A 24,513-nucleotide genomic window follows, 5' to 3' on the forward strand; every position below is an offset into this window, starting at 1 on the left:
AAGTATAGCGCTGAATAGAAAGTGAACACCACTGACTTTCAATGATGTTCACTATTGTTTTGAGTAATTGGGATCTACTGCGATCCCATCAATGTGTGTTAGTAGTAAGACAGCTTTTCCGATTTGCCGGAGAAAATCTTATATACCATGGCCGTATAGGCCAAAATAATAGGAACAACAATAACTACGCCAACTAGCAAGAAACGCAGAGAGTTAGCGTCGCTGAGCGCATCCATCACCGTCATTTGCCCAGGTATAATAAACGGGTAGTAGCTAATGCCAAATGCGGTAAAGCAAAGTAAAAATATAAGTAAGGCAATAAAGAACGGGAGCCATTCGCCTTTACCTTGCGCGCTAGGCAGTTTCTTGAGCAACACACCACACAATGCTAAAAGGGCGAAACAAGCTACGGGTATTGCGAATAGCACATAGCCCCAAGGTGCTGATAGCCATAAATCTCGCACATCGTCGTGTAAGGTTAGGTTTGCGATACTTACTGCAGTAATCCCCACAGCCAGCACAATCAAACCTCGGCGTGCCCAGTAATACGCTTTTTGTTGAAGCTCACCTTCGCCTTTAAGTATTAACCAGCACGAGCCAATAAATGCATAGGCTGCCGTAACACCAAATGCCGCAAGTAGTGCAAAGCCTTGCGCCCAAATATCAGTTCGAAGCCCCGTAACGTATATGCCCAACATGTAACCCTGAGCAAGTGTGGTTAAAAGCGAACCGTATTTGAATACCAAATCCCACTTACGCTTTTTCACCTGCACAACTTTGGCGCGAAAGTCGAACGCTACGCCGCGCAGAATAAGCCCCAACAACATAAAAGTTGCAGGCAAGTACAGGGTCTGCAAAAACTCACTATGAGCTTCAGGAAAAGCAATGAGCAGCAAACCTATAGCGAGCACAAGCCAAGTCTCATTTGCATCCCAGTATGGGCCGATAGAGGCTATCATGTCGTCGCGGAAAGCCTCTGTTCTTGGCGGAATAAGTACACCTACGCCTAAATCATAACCATCTAAAATGGCGTACAACAATACAGATAAACCGAGTAAACCCACATAAATATTTCCAAGCATTTCTGCTGATATATTTTCAAACATAATTTGCTCTCCCTATACCGTGCTTGGGTCAGGTTCAGAAGGTTGCATCTTTGCCTTCGCCACTTCCCGCTCTTCCGTTGTTATTTCTTCAATTTCAACTGCTCGTCTGCACATCAACATCAGTGTTCCCATGTATGCGATTAGAAGGACAGTGTAAATTACAAGGTAAAGCGTGAACGACAGAGCAATATTAGCCGGAGGCAACTGCGTAACCGCATCCACGGTTCGTAATACACCACTTACCAAATAAGGCTGCCGACCTATTTCTGTAACGTACCAGCCTGCTAACGTTGCTATCCAGCCACTAAATGCCATACCTGCAAAGGTGCGTTTCAGCCACACAGGAAATTCTTTCTTGCGAATAAGGTAAAGACTGCCAAGCCACGAAACGGCCAGCATTAGCATACCCATACCCACCATGACTCTGAAGCCGAAGAACACAGGAGCAACGGGCGGATGCTCTCCTTCAAACTCATTGAGTCCTTTTATTTCGCCCTTAAGCTCGTGTGTAAGAATTAAACTCGCCCCATAAGGAATAGGAATTTCAAAGTGGTTCTCTTTGCTTTCTTCGTCTGGAATTGCAAAAAGCAATAAAGGTGCACCTTCAGTGGTTTCCCATAGCCCTTCCATCGCCGCCACTTTTTGAGGTTGATGCTCAAGGGTATTTAAACCGTGCATGTCTCCAGCAAAAATCTGCAAAGGGATAAGCACTGCCGCCGTATAGGTGGCTGTTTTAAGCGCTAATTTTGGGGCGAGTTTATCGTCACCTTTCAACATGCGGTACGCCGAAAGCCCAGCAATGAGGAAACTGGCTGTTAGACCAGACGCTAACATCATGTGTACAAAGCGATAGGGGAAAGACGGGTTAAAAATAATCTCTTTCCAGTTTGTGGCATACACCACGCCGTCTACCACTTCAAAGCCTTGTGGGGTTTGCATCCAGCTATTAAGCGCTAATATCCAAAATGCAGAGGTTGTGGTGCCAAGGGCAACAATAAGGGTAGATGCTGTGTGCAGCCAGTTAGGAACACGGCGTATGCCGAATAACATGATGCCTAAGAATGTAGCTTCCAAGAAGAAAGCAGTAAGTACTTCGTAGCCTAAAAGCGGGCCAGCTACGTTTCCGACTTTCTCCATAAACCCTGGCCAGTTGGTACCAAATTGAAATGACATGGTAACGCCGCTTACCACACCTAAGGCAAAGCTGAGGGCAAAAACACGTACCCAAAAACGATACATGCGCATCCACACTGGGTGACCTGAGATGTTAGAGCGCAGTTTAAAATAGAATAGAAACCAGCCCATCGCCATAGTGATGGTTGGAAACAAAATATGGAAACTAATATTTAACGCAAATTGTAAACGAGACAGCAAGAATGCATCCACAGAGAGCCCCCTTAGTTAACGCTGTTTTTTCCCGGAAGTAGCTTGTCCTTAAGCTCAAGCATACGGCCCACGCCAGAACCTAACTTCATTAACGTGTTTAACTTTTCAGGCCCAAGATTCTGAAGCTCTTCAGACCATGCCGTAATTGATTCGAGTAAATCGTGAATTTCGTTCAGTTTATGTTGAGCATTTGCCTCCTTTTCATTAGCGGGTGCATCGAGAAGTAAATCCCGAAGTAGGCTCATGGTTGGGTCTATCTCACGCTTTCTGCGCTCTTCAAATACCCGATTTGCCAGCGTCCAAATATCACCGGCAGGAATAAAGAACTCTTTTCTCTCACCAGGAACATGGTGTTGTCTAACTAAGCGCCATGACTGAAGCTCTTTTAAGCCCATACTCGTGTTGCCTCTGGAGATATTGAGCGCATCGGCAATCTCTTGTGCCGAAATAGGCTCTTCGTTCAAAACAATAAGTGCAAGAATTTGCCCTACTGTCCGATTAAAACCCCAGCGACTTCCCATTTCGCCAAAGTGCATGACCGCAGATGTAATTAAAGGCGTCATTTTCATTTTTATTTTCCAGAAGTTTCAGAAATTACTGAAAGTTTATTGTGTGAGGTCAATAAATACAAGTTTTATTCATGTTATGAGCCGTATAAAACGAAAATTTAATGTTTATACAAATGCCTAATTTAACCAAAATAATTATTAAAAAAGCTCTTCAGGGCGACATGAGACGGGCGATTCCAAATTTAAATAGGGAGTTACCCCTAGAGTTTTTCCTTATCCTTATGTCTAGTTTTCTTACTAAATCTATCGTTGTAATGTCCACGAATTCATACGCTAACTTATTAATAAGTAATAAATATTAGCTTTAAGTTATTTAATTTTATTGTTTGATTTGTTGGCGAAAGCGACATTCTTGAACTAACGTTCACAGTCTTGTCGAGTGTTTTTGTTAAAGAGCTTTCTCAACATAGACCATGGAAGAGAGCTACCTCTCGAATTAATATACGCGCTAAAGGAAAGACATGATCCGCACATTGTCCAAAGCCATCATCGGTACTTCATTGCTCTTAGGCGCATTACAAAGTGCACAAGCAGCAACCCCCGTCATTTCCAACTCAGCGCCACAAAGTGCGTTTATTGGGGAGTCATTTTGTTATGACGTTCCTTTTAACAACACAGGAACTACCGGGTATGGCCCTTATCTGCGCGTTATTCATGATGCCGACTTAACATTCAACGGGGCAACATTTATTGGAAGTAACAGTGATACGGTTAATGTAGGCACTTTCGACACTGTAGCGAACAACAATGAGCTTGAAGATCCTATCATCGCTCAAACCGTTAGCGGAACGGAAGGGTTCAGCTTTTCAACGGTAGATATTCCGGTGGGCTCGGTTGTAGCCAACGGCCCTGATTTGACAACTAATGTGTGTTTCACTATCGACAGCAATGCAACGCCTGCGGAAGCGTTTGTTATTGAAGTTACTCCCGTATATGAGTTTGGCGACACGGCAACAGGTGACAATGGTCCAATAGTAGGCACAACGCAAAGCGCGTCGGTTGAGGCGGCACTTTACCAAATAACAACGCAAAGCTCGGCTGCGGAAAACGAGCTTGCTGCGGGTCCAAGTTTTTCGGCAACCGTCACCCATACGGTTGATGTAGCAAACGGTCCAACAATTGATGACTTACAGTTTACCGATAATTTAAACAGCGCTGTTCAATACAGTGCTCAAGCTACAATTAGTGGTGGAACAGGGTGTGCTATAGGTAGTGAGCCTTCTACGTCAAACCCTGGTGGTACTTTAGATGTGTCTTGTACTTCAGCTACGGGTACAAGTAGCGAAAATGATGTGCGCGTTAGCTACCCCATGCATTTTATTAATGTACTAGATGCGCAGCAGTGTAGTGTTTCAAGTATCGAGCATCCGTTAGTTTTTAATGCTGACTATAACGGTAATGGTCTTACCCAAGTTTCTAGCAGTGATACGGTTGCGGCAAAACATGTAGCAATACAGCAAGGCGTTAGCGCTAATCAATCAAGCCCTGGCAATACGCTTACCGTTACTAACTCTATTCAAATCTCTGACTATATATCGGTAGATTCTTTAATTCTTAACGACACCATAGCCGATGGCGTGGATTTTTCATCCAATATCACCGTCAGCTATGGTGGAAACACGTTTAATATAACAAGACCTGCTTCAAGTACTGATGCCAGTCAAAATGAAACGATAACCTACAACGTAACCGACGTAACAAGCACGCTTTCAGGTGGAAGCGTGTTAACGGTGTCTTATACCGTAGATATACAGCAAAATTACGTTGGTGGTTATACTGGGGTTGATAGCGGTGCCCCAGTCGTCGCTAACGATTCACTGTCATTTTCGCAAAGCGCGCAGTACAACGTAGAGAGTGGTGCTGCGAGCTGCTCAGAAGGCTCTAGTGATTCAGTATCTATCGAAGGAATAACAACAACTAAATTCCTCGTAAATTCTGACAATAACACGACTACAGAAGTTCTTGAGTACGCACCGGGTGAAAGCGTTATCTATCGTTTGCGCATGGATATTCCTTCTGGTGATACTAACGACATTGTATTTGTAGATTTTCTTCCTTTGCCCGTTTTCTTAATCCCAGAAACGACTGTCGATACAAATCCAAATATTGCGAGCAACACCAGCTTTTCTTATACCACTGAAAATACGGTAACAACGCTCACACCTACAATCACGGTATCATCTGCTGAAAACAGCGTAACGTTAGACTGGGGCAGTATTTCGACAACCCAAGCTGAAGTACTAGAAGTTGATTTTACCGTTGAGGTTACCGACGAGCCTTACGCCGACGGTCTAAGGTTAGCTAACTTGTTCCAAGGAACATCAACCAATACACCAGACGCTGTTAGTGCCGATCTTAAATCTGCAGAGATAATAGTTCGTGCGCCAGAATTAACTGTTTCACTTGCCACTTCTGCAGGAAACGTAGATGCCGGTGATACCGTTCAATACACATTAACGATAACAAACGAAGGTGGTGCTACATCATTTAAAACTACCGCCAGTGTGCCTTTAATTTCTGGCGTAGCTTCGCAAAGTCTTGTTTCTGCAACGCTTAATGGGAATAGCACAACGTTAGGTGACGGCTCCTTATCTGCGGGCACCTACAGTGTAGAAAACCTATCCGCAGGTGATGTGTATGTACTTACCTTCACTCAAGATATTGCCCAAACTGCAGAGCCTAATGACGTCATTACGTCTGAAGCGACAATAAACTGGGCATCGGCTTCAGAGCAAACTGAAACCTTTGACCCACAAACAGATGACGCTTCTGTTACCGTTTCTGATATTGCTATTGCGTCAACCATAGTAAGTCCTACAGGTAATGTTGTGGTTGGTGACACCGTACAATATCGGGTAGACGTGACGTTGCCAGAGGGCACCACGAAGGACTTAACGGTAGATATGACGCTTCCTGCTGGTTTTGAATACAGCAATACGTTAACGGTAAATTCAACAGGGTTTGACGGTACCGTAAGTGCCAGCCCCACTGTGACATCGTCGGGAACGGTAGAAAGCGGGCAAACTGTTAAAGCTGTGTTTAACGGCAGTACAACTACGAATAATGATAACGATCTAAGCGATAATACATTTTCAATTACGCTTGAAGCCCTAGTGCAAGATGCAACACAAAATGCCGCTACAACGTCAACGCAAAGCAAGCAGCTGCAGGTAAATGCAGGAACCAACAATACCACCAACAATGCATCGGCTTCATCAACTAACCAGTTTGCTGAACATGTATTAAGTACAACAACTAGTGTGGCGCCAAGCTCTGGCGTAGAAGCAGGCGATACGGTAACCGTAACTATTGATGTTGAAAATACAGGTACAGCTACCGCTTACGATGTTGAAGTGGTCAGCAATGTTGATACTGATATTTTCACAAATGTAACCGCAGTAACAACTGCAACTGGGTTTACTTATGCACTTGAAAATACGTCTAGTGTAACCTATTCCGGTGCAGAGCTTGCTGCTGGTGATAGCGTGCAGTTTACTTATACTGTTGAATTAAAAGCAGATGCACAGACTGGTTCCTCGTTTGAGATATCCGCCGTAGCTACAGGTGATAGCCAAACAGGCGATCAAACCGTTGAGCGTGATTCACAGTCAGAAAGTGCAGATACCACGGCAACCAAAGCCATTTCCGCTGATAACATAACGCTAATTGCTTCATCTGAAGCCTTTACCAGTGACACCGGCACGCGAGAAGCCGCTATCGGTGAGGTGTTAACCTATTCGTTCACTACTGTCGTGCCCGAAGGACAAACAAAAGAGACCGCTAACCAGGACATTATTGAAGTTATTTTGCCTGCTGGGATGTCTTATCAAACAGGCACCGCAAAAATTCGCGGAACATTTGATACGGGCTTTACGACTGCAAACGGCGTGTCAATTACTGCGTCAGATACAACTATTACCCCGGTTGTCAGTGGTCAGTCTGTTATCTTCGATTTGGGTGATGTTACAAATAATGACGACGATGCAGGTGATGAAAGTATCACCGTTACACTTGATGTGCTTACCTTAAACACCAGTAACAATAACCGTACAAACAATAAAACGGTAACAGGTGAAGTAAACTATTTAAATGAAAGCAGTGCTAACCAGAGCAACAACACGACGCAGAATATTCGTATTGCCGAGCCAAACCTAACTGCTACAAAAACAGCTTCGCCATCAACTATAGATGGTGGAAGCGAAGTAACCTTTACCGTCACATTAACCAATACGTCGGAAACTGACGTATCCCATGCGTATGACTGGTACATCAACGACAACGTGCCAGCACGATTCAATTCGGTTAGCTTGGATAGTGCAACGCATTCAAGAAATGCGGGCATTGATGTATCTGCCTGTGCAAGCATCACTGGCAACGAGCTAACGGTTGAGTCTGATAGCTGCGCGGTTAGCGATATCGATTACCTGGAAGCGGGCGAAAGCGTCACCGTTGTTTACACTGCTCAGGTCAATTTTGATATTGCTTTTGAAGAAACCGTAACCAATACCGTCTCAACTTCGGCAACGTCTTTGCCAGGCGCATCAGGTACTGGAAATGCGACGCCAGGCGCAGCTGGTTCAGATACCGGTGAGCGTACTGGTAGCGGCGCTAATAACGACTCAGGCCAAAACGTTAACGATATCGCTGATTCCGCTATGGCAACAGTGACCGCCAATGCGCCCACGCTTACGTTAACGACTACTGCAGCCAATGCTGCTATCGGAACTGTGGTTGATTTAACCGCAAGTTTCTCTATTCCAACCGGCACGACAGACAACTTTGTTTATACGTTAGATCTTCCTTCTGGCTTAACGTATACCGGCGACGCCATCACTATTACAACGCCAGTGTCAGATTTCACCAGCACAAATACACCTAATACCACACCGGCTGAGGGAACCGACCCACTAGTATTGGATTTTGGTACTATCACCAACAGCGCTTCAACGTCTCAACAAGTTACCATTGCTGTGCCTGTTGAAGTCGCCAATATCTTAAGTAACCAAGCTGGAACAACGCTGACCAGTACTGGTTCACTTAGCTACCAAGACGTGAGCTCGCCAGCACCTTCTGCGAATGTTGACGTGGATGTTATCGAACCCAATTTATCTATTACGCAAACCATCATTGCAGGTGCAACAGCAAGTGATAGTGGCGATACGGTAACGTACCGTACCGTGGTAACCAACACGGGGAATACAGCAACTGCGTATGCAGTGACCTTTGAAGATGTAATGCCTGCTGAGTTATTGGGTGGGCCTGACGGCAGCGGCTCTGGTGTTACCTTCTCTGCGATAACGCTAACCAACCCGAGTGACGATGCAGTACTAACCGGCACAAACACAGCACTGACCGTGAGTGATGTGAGTGAGATAACTACGACCAACACTGGCGATACTTTGTCGGTTGCAGCATTCGACCTACCAGCTCTTGCGAGCGTTACCGTCGAATACAGCGTCGTAATGGCCAACGAAGCAAGCGCTGGTGAGACGCTAACTAATGCAGTTGAAGCGACCTATAACAGTCAGCTAGACGGCAGCGGACGTAGTGGCGCAGATGGTACAGACGACGATGATGACACTGCGCTAAATAACTATCGTGAAACAGCTAGTAGTAATGTAACGGTAGATAACACACTGGCTATTCAATCTGCACTTAATGCTACACATAGCGATAATGATTTCGCAGTGGGTGAGTCGGTTTCTATTGATGCGCGTATCGATTTAGTGGAAGGCACAATTAGCGGGGTTTCTGTTGTAAATACGCTGCCAGCGGACATTCGCTTTGACAGTATTAGCATTAACAGCCCGGCCCAAATCAGTTATGACGGCGCGGCAACGGCTAGTGTTTCAGGCAACGATGTCACGGTTGATTTTGGCACTGTGAGTAATACCGCTGATGGCGATAGCACCAATGATTACATAACGGTTACCTTTACCGGTGTTGTAGAAAACGAAGTAGGCAACGCGCAAGGTACAACACTTACAAACAGCGTGAATGCATCAGGCGGCGGCGAAAGCGCAGGTCCATCTACTCTCGAGATCGATATCGTTGAGCCAAATCTAGACTCAACAATGACGCTCGATAAAACCTCTGTATCGTTGGAGGACACCTTTACCTTAACTATCGACCTAGGCCACACCTCTAGTTTTGCTGACGCGTTTGAAACTTCGTTTAACGTTTCGGTGCCTGATGGTCTAACTTATGTAGCAAATAGCTTCATGGGGCAAGGTACGATTGATGACGCGTCGCCTACGCTACTTGTTGTAGATATGGGCGGTATTACGTTGGTCGAAGGCAGCAAACAAGTAACCCTTCAGTTCACCGTCGATAGTGATGCTGATGTGGGTAACGCGCTATCTATTGGGTTGACCAATGGTGCTTATAGCTCAATGAGCGGCGACACTGCTGACGAGCGAGACTACAGCTTTGCCGATTCAATTAACGTAACAGGTGATATCGCCGCATTCATCGGCGCAACGCAATCAGTTGTGCTATCTGATGATGTTAATGGTAATGGTTTCATTGATGCTGGTGATACCGTATTAGTCACTTCAACGCTAACTAATGAAAGCGATAGTGCCACAGCCACTGACGTTGTATTTACTCATGGGATTCCTGCGAATACAAACTATGTAGCAGGATCCGCGACAACCACGAAAGGCACCCTTGATGATAGTGCTGACATTACGGTAAATGTTGGCGATATGGCTTTTGGTGAATCTGAAACCATTACATTCGAGTTGCTTGTTGATGCCAATGTGGCTAACAACACGTTAGTCTCGCTACAAGGTAGCGTAGATTCATCTGACACAGTAGCAGAGCCAACTGATGCCGATGGTAACGATGTAAACGGCGACCAGGCAAACACTTTCAGAGTGGGCACACCTGCAAACACAGCAGATTTAGATATTACTCAGCTAGTAAGTTTATCAACCGATGCTGACACCAATGATGTCATTAGCCCTAACGATACGCTAACCATTACGTATTTACTTGAAAATACAGGTAGCCAAGCGCTATCAAACATTGCCCTAAGCGACGCTATTCCCACAGGTCTTACTTACGTTGCTAATTCGGCGACCGTAAGCGGTGGGCATACGGTTAGTGTAATTGGTAGTTCATTAAGCGCAGATTTTATCACGCTAGCAGCTGGCGCCAGCGAAACGGTTTCTCTTGAAGTTACCATCGACTCACCGCTGGTTGATTTCAACGGCAATGCCGCAAACGAGAGCTTCTCGCTACAAGGTGAAGCAACCAGCGATGAAACTGATACTGTCTATGCCGACAATAACCGTGCAGATAGTGATGGCTTCCAGCCACTTACCTTCAGTGCATCAACGGGCGCAGGTACGCCAGAACTAGAAATTATTCAGTACTTTGAACTTGTTGACGATATAGATGGCGACGGGGTTGTTGACCCTGGTGACAGCGTACGCGTTTACACCGTGGCAACCAATCAAGGTTCAGCGACTGCAGAAAACGTATCCTTTACTCAACCGATAAATACAGGTTTAAGTGTGGTGGCTAATACCGCCGTTACCAGCCAAGGCGTTGTAGTAAGCGAAACACCGTTTGACGTAAACGTGGGGGGAATTGCGCCAAGTGAAACGGTAACCGCGTCTGTGGTGCTAACGCTAGATGCTAATGCGGCTGACAACACCGTATTCTCAACGCAAGCTCTTTTTAGTGGTGATAACCTCGGTGCCAACCAGTTAAGTGACAACGACAGTAACGCTACTGATGGTGAGAATGCGCTGCTTATTCCGGTTACTTCACAAGCGCAAACCGTATCTGCGCCAACCTTTGCCCTTACCGATACCAGTGATGGTGGCACATCTGGTAACAATTTTGTGCAGGGCGAAACACTAACCCTTACACAAACTGTTACTGTACCTAAGGGGACAACAGACGATTTAAGCTTAAGCGTTACGTTACCTGCTAATGTTTCATTGCTCGCAGGGGCGGGGGAACTTGCTCGTACCTTTAATACTGGCCTTTCTTCAGGCGTCAACCCAGCAAGTATTAACAGCACTGCTAGCGGCACAGCAGTTAATGTGAACGGCAATATTAGTGTGTCTAACAATACGCTAACGCTTGATTTAGGCAGTATTGTAAATAGCGATAATGATGGTGACACTGAAACCTATGTGTTTAGCGTTGAGCTAGACACCAGCGCACTAGTGCCTAGTGCGGCTACCCAAGATTTAACCATTTCTTCTGCGCTTAGCTACGTTGATGGGGCAGCTCAGCCTCAGTCATTAAATGCTAACGACGTGACGGTAACCTTGCTCAACCGTGTACCCGCTGCGAATGACGATAGCTTCACTGTAGATGAAGATACAACCAGCAATACGTTAGCGGCTCGCAGCAATGATAGCGACGCTGACAATGGCCAAAGCATTAGCATTACCTCTGTAGCTACGCCAAGCAATGGCGGCACGGTAACCACAGATGGCGCGAACTTGATTTATACGCCAGCGGCTGATTTCTTCGGCACCGAAACCGTGCAATACACCCTTACCGATAGCGCAGGTGGTAGCGACACTGCCACGGCAACATTTACGGTTAACAATGTTCAAGATGCACCTGTAGCGCAGGCCGACTCAGCCACTACCACTGAAGACACACAAGTGGTAGTAAATGTATTGGCAAATGATTCCGATGTGGATGGCGATACATTGTCTATCACGGCGGCTAATTCTAGCAACGGTGCGGTTTCGTTTGCAGGAAGTAATATCACCTTCACGCCAGCACAGGACTTTAACGGCCCTGCACTTGTGACCTATACCATTTCTGATGGAAATGGGAACAGTGATAGCGCGAACCTAACGGTAGACGTGCAAGCAGATAACGATGCTCCGGTAGCAGCAAACGACAGTGCAAATACTAACGAAGATAATGATGTAATTATTGATGTGTTAGCCAATGACAGTGATGTAGATGGCGATGCCCTAAGTGTTACTGCGGTGTCGGCAAGCGCAGGGGCGGCGTCAGTAAATTCAAATGGCGATGTTCTTTATACGCCGCCGGCTGATTTCAATGGCCCTGTTACACTTAATTACACGGTTTCTGATGGAAATGGCGGAACCGATTCAGCTTCTGTATCGGTAACGGTTAATGCGGTAAATGACGCGCCAGTAGCTAGTCCTGATTCGGGGGCAGTGAACGAAGACAGCAGCGTAATTATTGATGTTTTGACTAACGATACTGACGTAGATGGCGATGCGTTGTCGATCACTAATGCAACATCGCCAAATGGTTCAGTAACCTTTAGCGGAAATAATATTACCTTTACCCCTACGGCCGACTTTAATGGCGCAACAACCGTAACTTATACCATTAGTGACGGTGCAGGTGGTACGGCATCAGGTACGGTGACGATTAATGTTACTAACGTCAACGATGCACCAGTGGCAAGCGACGACACGGCCAGCACGAACGAAGACACAGCGGTAGTTATTAATGTATTGGCTAACGACACCGACATTGATAACGATGCATTAAGCGTATCAAGTGTATCGGCAACCAATGGTAGTGCAGTAGTTAATGGCGATGGCAATGTGGTGTTTACGCCTGCGGCAGATTACAACGGCAGTGCCACAGTAGCCTATACGGTAACAGACGGTAACGGCGGCAGTGATAATGCGTCGGTGTCTGTCGCTATTGCTGCGGTTAACGATAATCCAGTGGCTAACGCTGACACGTCGACAGTTAATGAAGACGAGTCGGTTAGCATTAATGTACTTGCTAATGATACCGATGTTGACGGCGACTCCTTAAGTGTGGCGAGCGCCTCTGTTACAGCCGGTAGCGTGCAGGTTGTGGGCAATCAGGTTAACTACACGCCAGACGCTGACTTCAACGGCAGCGCCACTATTACTTACACCATTGAAGATGGTGCGGGCGGCAGTGCGAGCTCGACGGTGGCGGTAACGGTAGTAAACGTAAACGATGCCCCCGTTGCGAATAATGATACAGCTAACGTTGATGAAGACAGCAGCGTTGTGGTTAACGTTATTGCTAACGATACAGATGTAGACAACGATACCCTTGAGTTAACTGCGGTTAATGCAAGTACCGGTTCGGCGACCATTAATAGCGATGGTAATCTTTTGTATACGCCAGATGCCGACTATAACGGTGCTGTAACAGTAACGTATACTGTTTCTGATGGAAACAGCGGCGCTGATTCAGCAACAGTGTCAATTACGGTAAACCCGGTAAATGACAATCCGGTAGCTGCTCCAGATACGGCGAGTGTACAGGAAGACGAAACGGTAATTATCAATGCGCTTTCGAACGACAGTGATATTGACGGCGACACCTTGCAGTTGTCGGCTGCAAGCAGCAGTCAGGGCACTGCAACCATTACTGGCGATAATACGCTTAGCTTTACGCCAAGTGCCGACTTCAACGGTACAGCCACGATTACTTACAGTGTATCTGATGGTGCTGGTGGTAGCGCCTCGTCGACAGTCACTGTTACGGTGGCGCCTGTTAACGACGCACCGGTAGCCAATGATGACGCCGGAAGAGTTACCGAAGATTCAAGCACTACGCTGTCTGTATTAGACAATGATACAGATGTTGATAACGATGAATTGAGCGTAACGTCTGCTAGCGCATCTGAAGGGACTATTACAGTTAATGCTAATAATAGCGTGACCTATACACCACCTGCTGATTTTGATGGGGCGGCAACGGCCACCTACACTATTTCAGACGGAAATGGTGGAACCGCTACTGCCAGCATTAGCTTTACGGTAGAAGGGGTGAACGATGCTCCTATCGCTTTGGATGACACCGCTGTTGTTGATGAGGACGCTTCAGTAACAGTAGCTGTTCTCGCCAATGACTCTGATATAGATGAAGACGTGCTTTCAGTCTCGGTGGCCTCGTCAGCGCAGGGTAGCGCAGTGATCACGGCAGATAGCCAAGTTACTTTCTCGCCTAATGCTGATTTTAATGGCGAAGCGACAGTGTCATATACGGTAAGCGATGGCAATGGTGCCACAGATACAGCCACGATCACTGTTACTGTTAACCCGGTTAATGATACACCGGTAGCGGCGGATGATACGGCCACCGTCGAGGAAGATGGCTCTGTTGTTACCGACGTGCTAGCGAATGACTCTGACATTGACGAAGACGTACTGACTATTTCAGACGTAACCGTTGATGAAGGTTCAGTGGTTATTCAAGGCGGTCAAGTAAGCTACACACCAGATGAGAACTTCAATGGTACAGCAACCATTACCTACACGGTTTCTGATGGCAATGGAGCAACAGCAACAGGTACGCTTGTTGTAACGGTTACCGCTGTTAACGATGCACCTACACTTGCTGATTTCACTGCTGCAACGAACCAAAATGAAGCGTTAACTATCGATGTTATCGCCAATGTTGAAGATGTAGATACAGATGATACGCATACTATCGTAAGCGCCACATCTTCAGACGGCACGGTTGAAATTGTTGACGGCAAACTGGTTTATACGCCGTCTGAAGATTATTCCGGTGAAGTAACCATCGATGTTTGTATTCAAGATGCTGAGGGCGAAGAGGCTTGTGCGCGTATTACCGTTACAGTGGTGTATACAAACATAGGCCCGGTAGTTGAAGATCTTGTATTCACTATTTACGAAGATGACAGTCTACCGATAACACTTGCTGGCACCGACGCAGACGAAGACGTTTTAACGTTTGAGTTGGTGACGTCGCCAACAGGTGAAGTGTTAGGTTCTGCCCCTTCTTTGCTGTACGTTACCCCTGAAAATTACAACGGTACGGTACTATTCAGCTATAAAGCCAACGACGGCCAAGAAGATTCGAATACCGCCAATATCACAGTAAATGTGGTGGCAGTAAACGATGCGCCAGTAGCTATTGCAGATACGGCTTCTACATTAGACGACACAGCTGTAGAAATTGATGTACTAAGCAACGACGTTGACGTTGACGGCGACACGTTATCAATACTCGGCGCCACAACAGATAGTGGCAGTGTCGAAGTTGAAAATGGGGTGCTTGTCTATACGCCTGCGCTTGGAACACAAGGCGACGTTCAAATTACGTATACTATTACCGATGCAAATGGTGCGATATCGCAAGCGAGTGTGATAGTCACTGTTACAGCCTCTGAACAAACTGCTCAAACCTTCCCAGTGGTTGAAGCGCCGGCGGATATCGAGCTTGACGCAACAGGCTATCTAACGGAGGTTGTATTAGGTAATGCAACAGCTGTAGACGCAGGTGGTAACGCATTACCAGTAAACCTATTGAACGGTCAAACCCGCTTTTCACCAGGGCTACATACCATATACTGGCAAGCAACTGATGACGAAGGCAATACGACAACGGTTAGTCAGACTATTCGCGTTAATCCTCAAGTGTCGTTAAGTGATGATGTGGTTGTAACCGAGGGTGGTGCAGCAAGCTTTGATGTACTGCTAAGCGGTAATGCGCCTAGTTACCCAGTAACGGTGGGCTACACGGTTTCAGGCAGTGCAGATGCAAGTGATCACGACCTAATCTCAGGTATTGTCACTATTGAAAGTGGCACGCAGGCAACCGTTAAATTCAATATTATCCCTGACACGATTATCGATGACGGCGAAACGGTAATCGTAACGCTAAATGAAAACGTAAATGTCGGAGAAAAAGCGTCGCAGACTACCGCAATTGCAGAAGCACCTGTGGCTCCAGCTGTAGCGCTGTCAGCTGAGCAAGGTAGTACTGCAACACTAACTGTTGGTCAAAATGATGGTTTAGTCGACGTATTAGCGGCTATTAGCCATACAAATCCTGCCGCCGATTTTATCTACGACTGGAGTAATTCGGCACCTGAACTTACTGATGTAGCAAGTGATGACGGCGTATTTACCTTCGACCCTGCGTCAGTAGCACCAGGTGTCTATGCGGTGACGTTACTTGTGGCAGACAGTGAAAACCCAGCGCTTGTAAGTTCACGCACAATTTATATTGAGGTGGTAGAAACTTTACCTGAGCTTACTGATGCAGACACTGACGGTGATGGCCTGCCAGATAATATTGAAGGCACAGGTGATGCCGACTTGGACGGTGTGCCTAACTACTTAGATAGCATTGCACTTTGTTCCCTAGCGCCAGAAATTGCGGGTGAAAGCGCGCAATATCTTGTTGAATCAAACGCTGGTGCATGTATAAGCGCCGGTGAGTACACCCGTGGCACTTCAAATGCGGGCGTATTGCTACTTGCTGATGACAGCGTAGTAACAAGTCGCATTCCGACAGACACGGAAGCTAGCAATGTTGGTGGGTTGTTTAACTTCGACGTTGTAAGTAGTCAGCCTAATCAGGCACAGTTCGATGTGGTTATTCCGCAGCGCAATGCCGTGCCAGAAGACGCATTTATGCGTAGTTGGACTGCTGAGCTAGGTTGGTTCGATGTTATTGCAGATGGCGACGCAGTGATTTACTCAGCGCCAGGCGCGCCAGGTTTCTGTCCTACCGTTAATAGTAGCGAATGGCAAGAAGGTCTTGTCGCTGGAAGCTGGTGTGTGAAACTAACGCTAACGGATGGCGGAAGTTACGATGCTGACACTACAGTCAACGGCGCGGTTAGCTTTGTTGGTGGAGTAAGTACATTTGCCAATGGCAATACACTTCCTGACGTTCAAGACGACCAGCTGGCTATTAAGCTTAACGAAGCGGTAGAGGTCGATGTGCTGGCCAATGATACAGATGCAGATGGCGATACACTTACGCTTACCTCAGTATCGGCTGATTTTGGTACGGCGAATATTGTCGATGGATTAGTGTCATATACGCCACCTGAAGGTTTCGTAGGCACAGTAACTGTTACCTATACCGTGTCAGACGGTATGGGCGGCACGGTAACGGGAACCTTGGTGTTAACCGTTGCTGAGAATAATATCCCTGTTGCCAATGATGATAGCTTTACATCTCAAGAGGACGAGGCGGTCACGCTAGACGTGCTGTCTAACGATACCGATGAAGATGGCGATACGTTATCTATTACCGAAGTTACAGCATCTACAGGCAATGTGATTTTGCTGCCAAGCGGTGAACTAAGCTATCAAGCACCTGCTGACTTTAACGGCGTGGTCACGATTGAATACACTATTTCAGATGGACACGGTGGAACTGATACAGCGCAGGTAACCTTAACTATCACTGCGGTAAATGATGCCCCTGTTGCCGTTGATGACACGGCAAGTGTTACCGAAGATGGCAGCGTTACGGTAACCGTACTGGCAAACGATAGCGACATTGACGGCGATGTACTAACGGTAACAATGGCAAGTGCTGAGAGCGGCAGTGTAGCAGTTAATGACGGCACTACTGTTACCTATACACCTGTTGCCAATGTAAATGGTGAGGTAACCTTTACCTACACGATCAGTGATGGCTTCGGTGGTACTGATACCGCGACGGTTACCGTAGTCATTGTTGCTATTAACGACGCACCAGTAGCAAACAACGATCAAGCTAATGTAAGTGAAGACAGCAGTGTCATTATTAATGCACTTGCCAACGACACTGACATTGACGGCGATACGTTAATCATCACAGATGCAACGGTTAACTCGGGCACGGTAACTATTGGTAGTGATGGAAACATTGTTTACACGCCGCTACCTAACTTTGTTGGAACGGCGATCATCACCTACACCATTTCAGATGGGAATGGCGGTGAAGCGACTGCTCAAATAACCGTAACGGTTGAAAATGTAAATGACGCACCGACCCTTGAAGGTAAAGAAGTATCTACCAATCAAGACACGCCACTTAGTATCAACGTGTTGTCAAATGCGAACGATATCGACGGCGATACGCTCACTATTGCCAGTGCCGATGCGACTAATGGCACCGTAGAAATCGTTAATGGTGTGGTGACATTTACGCCTGCAGATGGTTTCCATGGCACTGCCACCGTTACGGTATGCGTGGTTGACCCATCGAGCGCGCAAGCGTGTGCGACCTACACGGTAACCGTTGTCGACACTAACGATGCGCCAATGGTAATGGACTTAACGTTCACAATGGAAGAAGACGCAACATTGCCAATTCAATTGCAGGGTAGTGACGCAGACGGCGACGCGCTAACGTATCAGTTGGTAACATCTCCAGACGGTGAACTTGTTGGTCGCTTGCCTGATGTGCTGTACGCACCAGAGGCAGATTTCAGCGGTACAACTAGCTTTACCTATACCGCAAACGATGGCGAAGAAACCTCTAATGTAGGTACCGTTACCATCAACGTGACCCCAGTGAACGACGCGCCGGTTGCCCGTGATGACGCGATAACCTTGGGTAACTACAACCCAACGGCAATCGATGTATTAGCCAACGACTCCGATGCTGACGGCGATACATTAACTATCATAGGTGCAAGCGTTGAGTTAGGTAATATTTCATGGGCTGATGATTCACTTACCTACACGCCGCTTGAAGGCTTTGTCGGCGAAATAGTGATTAATTACACCATCACTGACCCACAAAGCGAGGTTGCCCGTGCGACAGTAATTGTAGATGTTATGCCTGATGACTTGGCCGACCGTCCTGTTATTGAAGTACCAGAAGACGTGTTTGTAGATGCCAATGCGCTATTTACCAAAATCGACTTAGGCGTAGCGTCAGCAGTTGATAAGTTTGGCAATCCGTTACCAGTATCACTAGTTGATGGCCTTATCTTCTACGAGCCTGGTAATAATACGGCGTACTGGCAGGCGACTGACGAAGACGGCTTAACCTCTGTAGCGAGCCAAGCTGTGCGAGTACGTCCTCTGGTTTCTATCACTAAAGATCAGGTTGTACTGGAAGGTCATGAAGTAGAATTTGGCATTCACCTTAACGGTACGTCACCAGTCTATCCGCTAGAAATTCCTTATACAGTAAGTGGTACGGCAGATAGCAGTGACCATGACCTCGTTGACGGCACTATTGTTATGGAGTCTGGTAGTGACATAACGGTGAGCTTCAATGTATTCCCTGATGCTGATATTGAAGGGACTGAAACCATTGTTATCGAACTTTCAGATGTGCTCAACATAGGTAATAAGTACATTCACGAAATAACTATCCGCGAAGATAACGTGAACCCTGATGTTGACCTATTTACCGAACAGGATGGCGAGTCGAGAATTCTCGTTATTCCTACCGGCTCTGACGTGCTAGTCACCTCTACTGTTGACCACCCAGACCCAACGAATGAATATGAGTTTGAGTGGACCTCACTAGATGCAGATATCGTTGATAGTGATAATGTTAGTGATACCTTTACCTTTGATCCAAGTGGTTTAGACGTGGGTGTTTATCGAATTCGTGCGACGGTCACAGATGCAGATGACACGGCTTTCACAGATTCGGACACTTTATACGTTCAAGTTGTGGATTCGCTACCTACGCCTGCTGAACTTGATAGCGATGGTGACGGTGTGCCAGATGTTGTGGATGGCCTTGCCGATAGCGACAGAGACGGCATTTTGGATTACTTAGATCCAACGCCAGAGTGTAATGTGCTTCCACAGGAAGTAGCGTTTGTTGATGGCTACATGGTGGAAGGCGACCCAGGCGTTTGCTTGCGCCTAGGTAATTTCTCTGTAAGTAGTGAACTCGGCGGCGCGAAAATCATTGATGACGACATTGAAGGCGACGATGATATTGTCACTGATCCAGAAGCGACAAACATAGGTGGTATTTTTGACTTCATTGCCTATGGTCTACCTGTAGCGGGCCAAACACTTAATATTGTTATGCCGCAGCTTAAGCCGATACCTGCAAATGCGGTGTACCGTAAGTTTACGCCTGAAAATGGCTGGGTAACCTTTACGGAAAACGCTAACAATCGTTTATGGTCTGTTGAAGGTGAGCCGGGTTATTGCCCACCTCCAGGCGGTGACTACTGGACAGAAGGTCTAACCGAAGGGCACTGGTGTGTGCAGTTAGAAATTCTTGATGGTGGTGTAGATGATGATGACGACTTAGTTAACGGTACAATTGTCGACCCAGGTGGTGTAGGCGTTCTATTTAATGGCAATAGCCAACCTGTGGCAAGTGATGATGCAGTGACAATTATTGTTGATGAGTCTGCAACTATCGAAGCCTTAAGCAACGATTCAGACCCAGATGGCGATGATTTGCGAATTACCTCTGCTACAACCACTTTTGGTACAGCCGAGATTGTTGGCGATAGCATTGAGTACACGCCGCCATCAGGATTCATCGGCGAGGTAACGGTTAGTTACGGCATCAGTGATGGAAATGGAGGTTCAGACTTGGGCGTCATTACGGTAACCATTATTGGTAACAATCCTCCACAAGCTTTAGACGATAATGTGTCGATAGACGTTGACCAATCTGTAACTGTTGATGTGCTGGCCAATGACTTCGATGAAGATGGCGATAGTATTCGTGTTGTAAGTGCTCAGGCATCAGTGGGTAGTGTGTCTGTTAATCCTGACGATACGCTGACCTTTACGCCGCCTAACGCGTTTACGGGTAATGCTGTGGTCACCTATATTATTGAAGACACCCAAGGCGGAACGAGCGAGGGGAGACTGACTATTACAGTTCAACCCGTAACCGTAAGAATTGAAAACGCTGGCGGAGGCGGCGGTAGCATGAACGCTGCCCTGCTGATGTTGCTGGTATTTGTTATGACATTGCGCCGCACATTAGCGGCGCAAAGAAAGGGAGTAAAAGCGTGAGCGTAGCTAAGATGAATAGAACTTTTAGGCTTGGAATTGTTAGCGCTGTTGCAATGGGGGCTATATTTTCATTTCCAGCCATGGCTCAGCAAGCTAATGATGAGCAGGATGTTTTTCCTTTTTTAGCTAGCAAAACTCACTGCTTGTCTGAAGAAGATGCCTTAAAATTTTCCCAAGAAGATGAAAAATGCACTGCTAAACAGTTTTTCATCAGCGGAAGTTGGGGGAGCGCATCAGGAGATTTCAAGGAAAGTGATGTGCAGCGAGAAGCCGCAGAGCTAGGCTTTGAAGTCTTTGATATAGATATTGATGACACGCGAAGTGCGTGGAAAGCGGTATTAGGTACCAATATTACCGAAAATAGCTTTATCCAAGTGGGATATACGGATTTAGGAGATGTATCGGCAGCATTTTCAACCACTACCAATGAGCCTTCTCGCTTTTTTAGCCAGACATCGCGCATTCGCCCGACGTCGGTAGAAGGCTATACCTTAAGTGCGGCTTATCAGTTCCTACGCCATGAGGATTGGTTCTTACACGCCCATTTAGGCCTATATTTTTGGCAAGGAGACTATGATTCGTTAGACGTATTTGAGGATGAAGCACTACTTCAGGACCTTGACGATGAAGGCACGGATTTGTTTTACGGTATTGGCGCAAACTGGCGTGTTAACAATGACTGGGTTGCCACGATTGAATATGAACGTTATGACTTAGAAGATAATACGACCGACCTCGTATCAATTGGTGTTAGTTATCTCTTCTAGAAAATGTAGAATTTACAACGAGTAAAGTACGAGCAAAAATCTATAGAGGGAGGCGTTAAGCCTCCTTTTTTATGCAAGAGGCTTTTGGATATAGCATGCTTTCTTCACGATAAGTTGTTATCGTGGCACCAAATACTAATTTAATTATGAAAGCTCGCTTTCCAATTTTTTTCGGCGCCAATTAATGCAACCAGATCAGTACTCACAGCCTTCACTGCAAAACTGTGAAGATGAAGCCATTCACTTAATCGAAAGCGTTCAAAGCTTTGGCTATGTTATAGCGGTTGACCCTGAAACTAAAAAAATTCAGGTAGTTAGTGAAAACATTAATGAGCTATTTAAAGTAAGTATCAAAGCGGGTGAGACACTTATTACTGAGCTCATCGATACGCCATCTGATGATGCTCCCACCTTTCAAAGTATCTATCAAAGCGTAAAAGGTGGAAACACACGCCGTGCATATCAATGGAAATTTGCTGAGAACGCGCTTTGTTTAGACAATTGGGAAAAAGAAGGCAGCGGTGTAGCATTCGATTCAAACGGCTTACTTGTTATTGAACTAGAGCCCACCCCGCAGCTTAGCTATGAAGCAGCCCAGCAATGGGTACCTATGGACGTTGATATTCGCACATTACTTCCCGATGTAGATGGGTGCGACTCTATTTATGATGTTGCAGATGCCATTGCGAACGTGTTTAAGCGCTATATAGGTTTTGATTCTGTAATGGTTTATCAGTTCGATAAAACCTATAGTGGGGAAGTCATTGGCGAAGCAAAATTGCCTGCGTCACGTTCATTTAAAGGCTTAAAATTTCCTGCATCTGATATTCCTAGTCAAGCCCGAGCGCTGTATTTAAAAAATCGCGTACGTTGTGTATTTGACGTTGAGCAAAACCCTATTGCCTTAAAGCCTACTGTGCAGGAATCAGAACGACCACCTCTGGATTTATCCATGTCTATGGTTCGCTCAGTGTCGCCAATGCATATTACTTACTTAAAAAATATGGGTGTACGCTCATCATTTTCAGTATCACTTGTGTTTGAAGGCAAGCTTTGGGGATTAATTACTTGTCACAATAATGAACCTAAATATATCGACCAGAAAAAGCGTCTAGTATGCGAATCTCTCGGTCATCTTTATGCATGGCAGCTCCACACTAAAGCCCTGCATGAAAAGAAAGAACAGTTTCAAATTCGCCAGCGCAAGCTAAACACTATTATTCATCAGCTTACTGGCTTTTCTAACCCGCTAGAGGCGATAACCCAAAAAGAAAAAGGTCTTTTGAATGTCGCCAACGCTTGCGGTATGGCGGTTATTACTCCTGTAGATAAGTACCTTGTAGGTAGGACGCCCTCTGAACAAACATTAACGCGATTGCTCGATAAGTTCGTCATTACAAATTCTGAAGAATCAATTGCTATTAATAAGCTGGCTGATAAAGCATCGCTACAATGCGACCTCAATGGTATTCGTGGTATGTATATATCCTGCGTATCTGCGAAGCTTGGATACTATACGGTTTGGTTTAGAGAGCAAAAAGACAGAACAATTCGCTGGGCAGGCCGAGACGCGGCTAAAAAGGATGTAGGTAAGTCACTAACCCCCCGTAACTCTTTTGATTTGTACCTACAGAGCGTGGCTGATGAATCGGTAGAGTGGAGCGAAGATGATAAGCTAATTATTGAAGGTTTTGATCATTTGTTTATCCCTTATGCCCTAAGTCTTAAAGCCTCTTCAGATCAACAAATCAGTAAGCTAGAAGAATTAGACAAAGCCAAAGACCAGTTTCTTGCAAGTATTTCGCATGAGCTTCGCTCTCCACTTAACTCTATCGTAGGTTGGACAGATTTAGCCCTTATGGATGTGGGGAACGTAGATAGAATGAAAGACGCGCTTGGGGTAATTAAACGCGCCGCGTCTACTCAAGCCGCCTTGATAAACGACATCTTAGATTTGTCTCGAATTATTTCAGGTACCATGAAATTGAGTACCCATTCGCTAAATATTGCCTCTTCTATTTCCGAAGTAGCTAAATCATTTGAAGCAGGCTTTGCTAGTAAGAATATTCAACTCTCAATTAATTGCGAAGACGAACATACTCAGATATTAGGCGATAATTTACGTATAAAGCAGGTCATAAATAACTTATTAAGCAATGCACTTAAATTCACGTCAAAAGGCGGTACTGTGCATGTGCGTGGTAAAAGAGAGCATTCAAACTACCTGTTTCGCGTGAAAGACAACGGAAAAGGAATGACTCGCGAGCAAATATCACACGTGTTCGAGCGCTTCTATCAAGGTAAAGATTCTCACAATAAAATTGGTCTTGGGTTAGGTTTATCTATTGTTAAAAGCTTGGTGGAAATGCATGGTGGTGAAATTCATGCAGAAAGCGATGGGCCCTAATACGGGCACTACGTTCTACGTTACCCTGCCTATCGCGCCACTTAGCTTGCATGATGAAATAATCGAAACCAAAAATAGTGAAATCAGTGATTTAACTGAGTCTTTGCGTCTAAGCGGTCTACGAATATTAGTGGCAGAAGACGAGCGGGACGCGCGAGATTTTATAAAGCTATTTTTGGAATCTAACGGAGCGCGCGTTAACGTAGTTAAAAACGGTTTGCTCGCTTGGAAAGAGCTAAACGATATGCCAGAAGCCTTCGATCTACTGCTGTCGGATATCGGTATGCCGGAAATGGACGGGTTAGGGTTAATTACGAAAATACGTTCAAGCGAAAACCCAGAAGTTGCTAATTTAAATGCGGTAGCGCTAACGGCTTATGCTTACACGTCAGACAGAGTAAAAGCGCTTAAGGCAGGCTTTAACAACTATGTATCTAAGCCGGTTGATGGAGAAGAGCTACTGACAATTTTGGAAATGTATTTACCAGAAACGTCTCTCTAATATTTGAAAACCGCGCCTGTATAACTGCAGTGCGCGGAATAACAGGTACACATCAATACCCA

The 24,513-nt window shown here is 45.9% G+C and carries 7 protein-coding genes; 4 read left to right on the top strand and 3 right to left on the bottom strand.

The annotated features are described in order from the left end of the window. Positions 1-98: 98 nt before the first annotated feature. The 3 genes from D1814_RS09880 to D1814_RS09890 are packed head-to-tail and all read right to left on the bottom strand — an operon-like array spanning position 99 to position 3,061. Positions 99-1,106 (bottom strand): cytochrome d ubiquinol oxidase subunit II, encoded by a 1,008-nt coding sequence (locus D1814_RS09880; protein ID WP_118491830.1) that lies wholly within the window; start codon positions 1,104-1,106, stop codon positions 99-101. A gap of 12 nt (positions 1,107-1,118) precedes the next feature. Beyond that, the gene (locus tag D1814_RS09885) at positions 1,119-2,492 is read right to left on the bottom strand and encodes a cytochrome ubiquinol oxidase subunit I (protein WP_118491832.1); all 1,374 of its coding nucleotides are present in this window, start codon (positions 2,490-2,492) and stop codon (positions 1,119-1,121) included. An 11-nt stretch (positions 2,493-2,503) separates the two neighbouring features. After that, complete coding sequence (locus D1814_RS09890) at positions 2,504-3,061, bottom strand: GbsR/MarR family transcriptional regulator (protein WP_118491834.1); 558 nt, start codon at positions 3,059-3,061, stop codon at positions 2,504-2,506. A 461-nt stretch (positions 3,062-3,522) separates the two neighbouring features. Between D1814_RS09890 and D1814_RS09900 the strand changes: the two genes are divergently transcribed. The 4 genes from D1814_RS09900 to D1814_RS19580 all read left to right on the top strand — a co-directional run bounded on the left by D1814_RS09900 (position 3,523) and on the right by D1814_RS19580 (position 24,451). After that, positions 3,523-20,775 (top strand): tandem-95 repeat protein, encoded by a 17,253-nt coding sequence (locus D1814_RS09900; protein ID WP_118491838.1) that lies wholly within the window; start codon positions 3,523-3,525, stop codon positions 20,773-20,775. Further along, positions 20,772-21,542: an outer membrane beta-barrel protein gene (locus tag D1814_RS09905; protein ID WP_118491840.1), complete on the top strand. Its 771-nt coding sequence runs from the start codon at positions 20,772-20,774 to the stop codon at positions 21,540-21,542. The genes D1814_RS09900 and D1814_RS09905 overlap by 4 nt, the downstream gene beginning before the upstream one ends. Before the next feature lie 184 nt (positions 21,543-21,726). Then, a complete protein-coding gene (locus D1814_RS09910; protein ID WP_232368856.1) occupies positions 21,727-23,949 on the top strand; it encodes an ATP-binding protein in 2,223 nt (740 codons plus the stop codon). Then, positions 23,927-24,451: a response regulator gene (locus D1814_RS19580; RefSeq protein WP_232368857.1), complete on the top strand. Its 525-nt coding sequence runs from the start codon at positions 23,927-23,929 to the stop codon at positions 24,449-24,451. The genes D1814_RS09910 and D1814_RS19580 overlap by 23 nt, the downstream gene beginning before the upstream one ends. The last annotated feature ends 62 nt before the right edge of the window (positions 24,452-24,513 follow it).

It is taken from the genome of Alteromonas sp. BL110 (assembly GCF_003443615.1).
Taxonomy (GTDB): Bacteria; Pseudomonadota; Gammaproteobacteria; order Enterobacterales; family Alteromonadaceae; genus Alteromonas.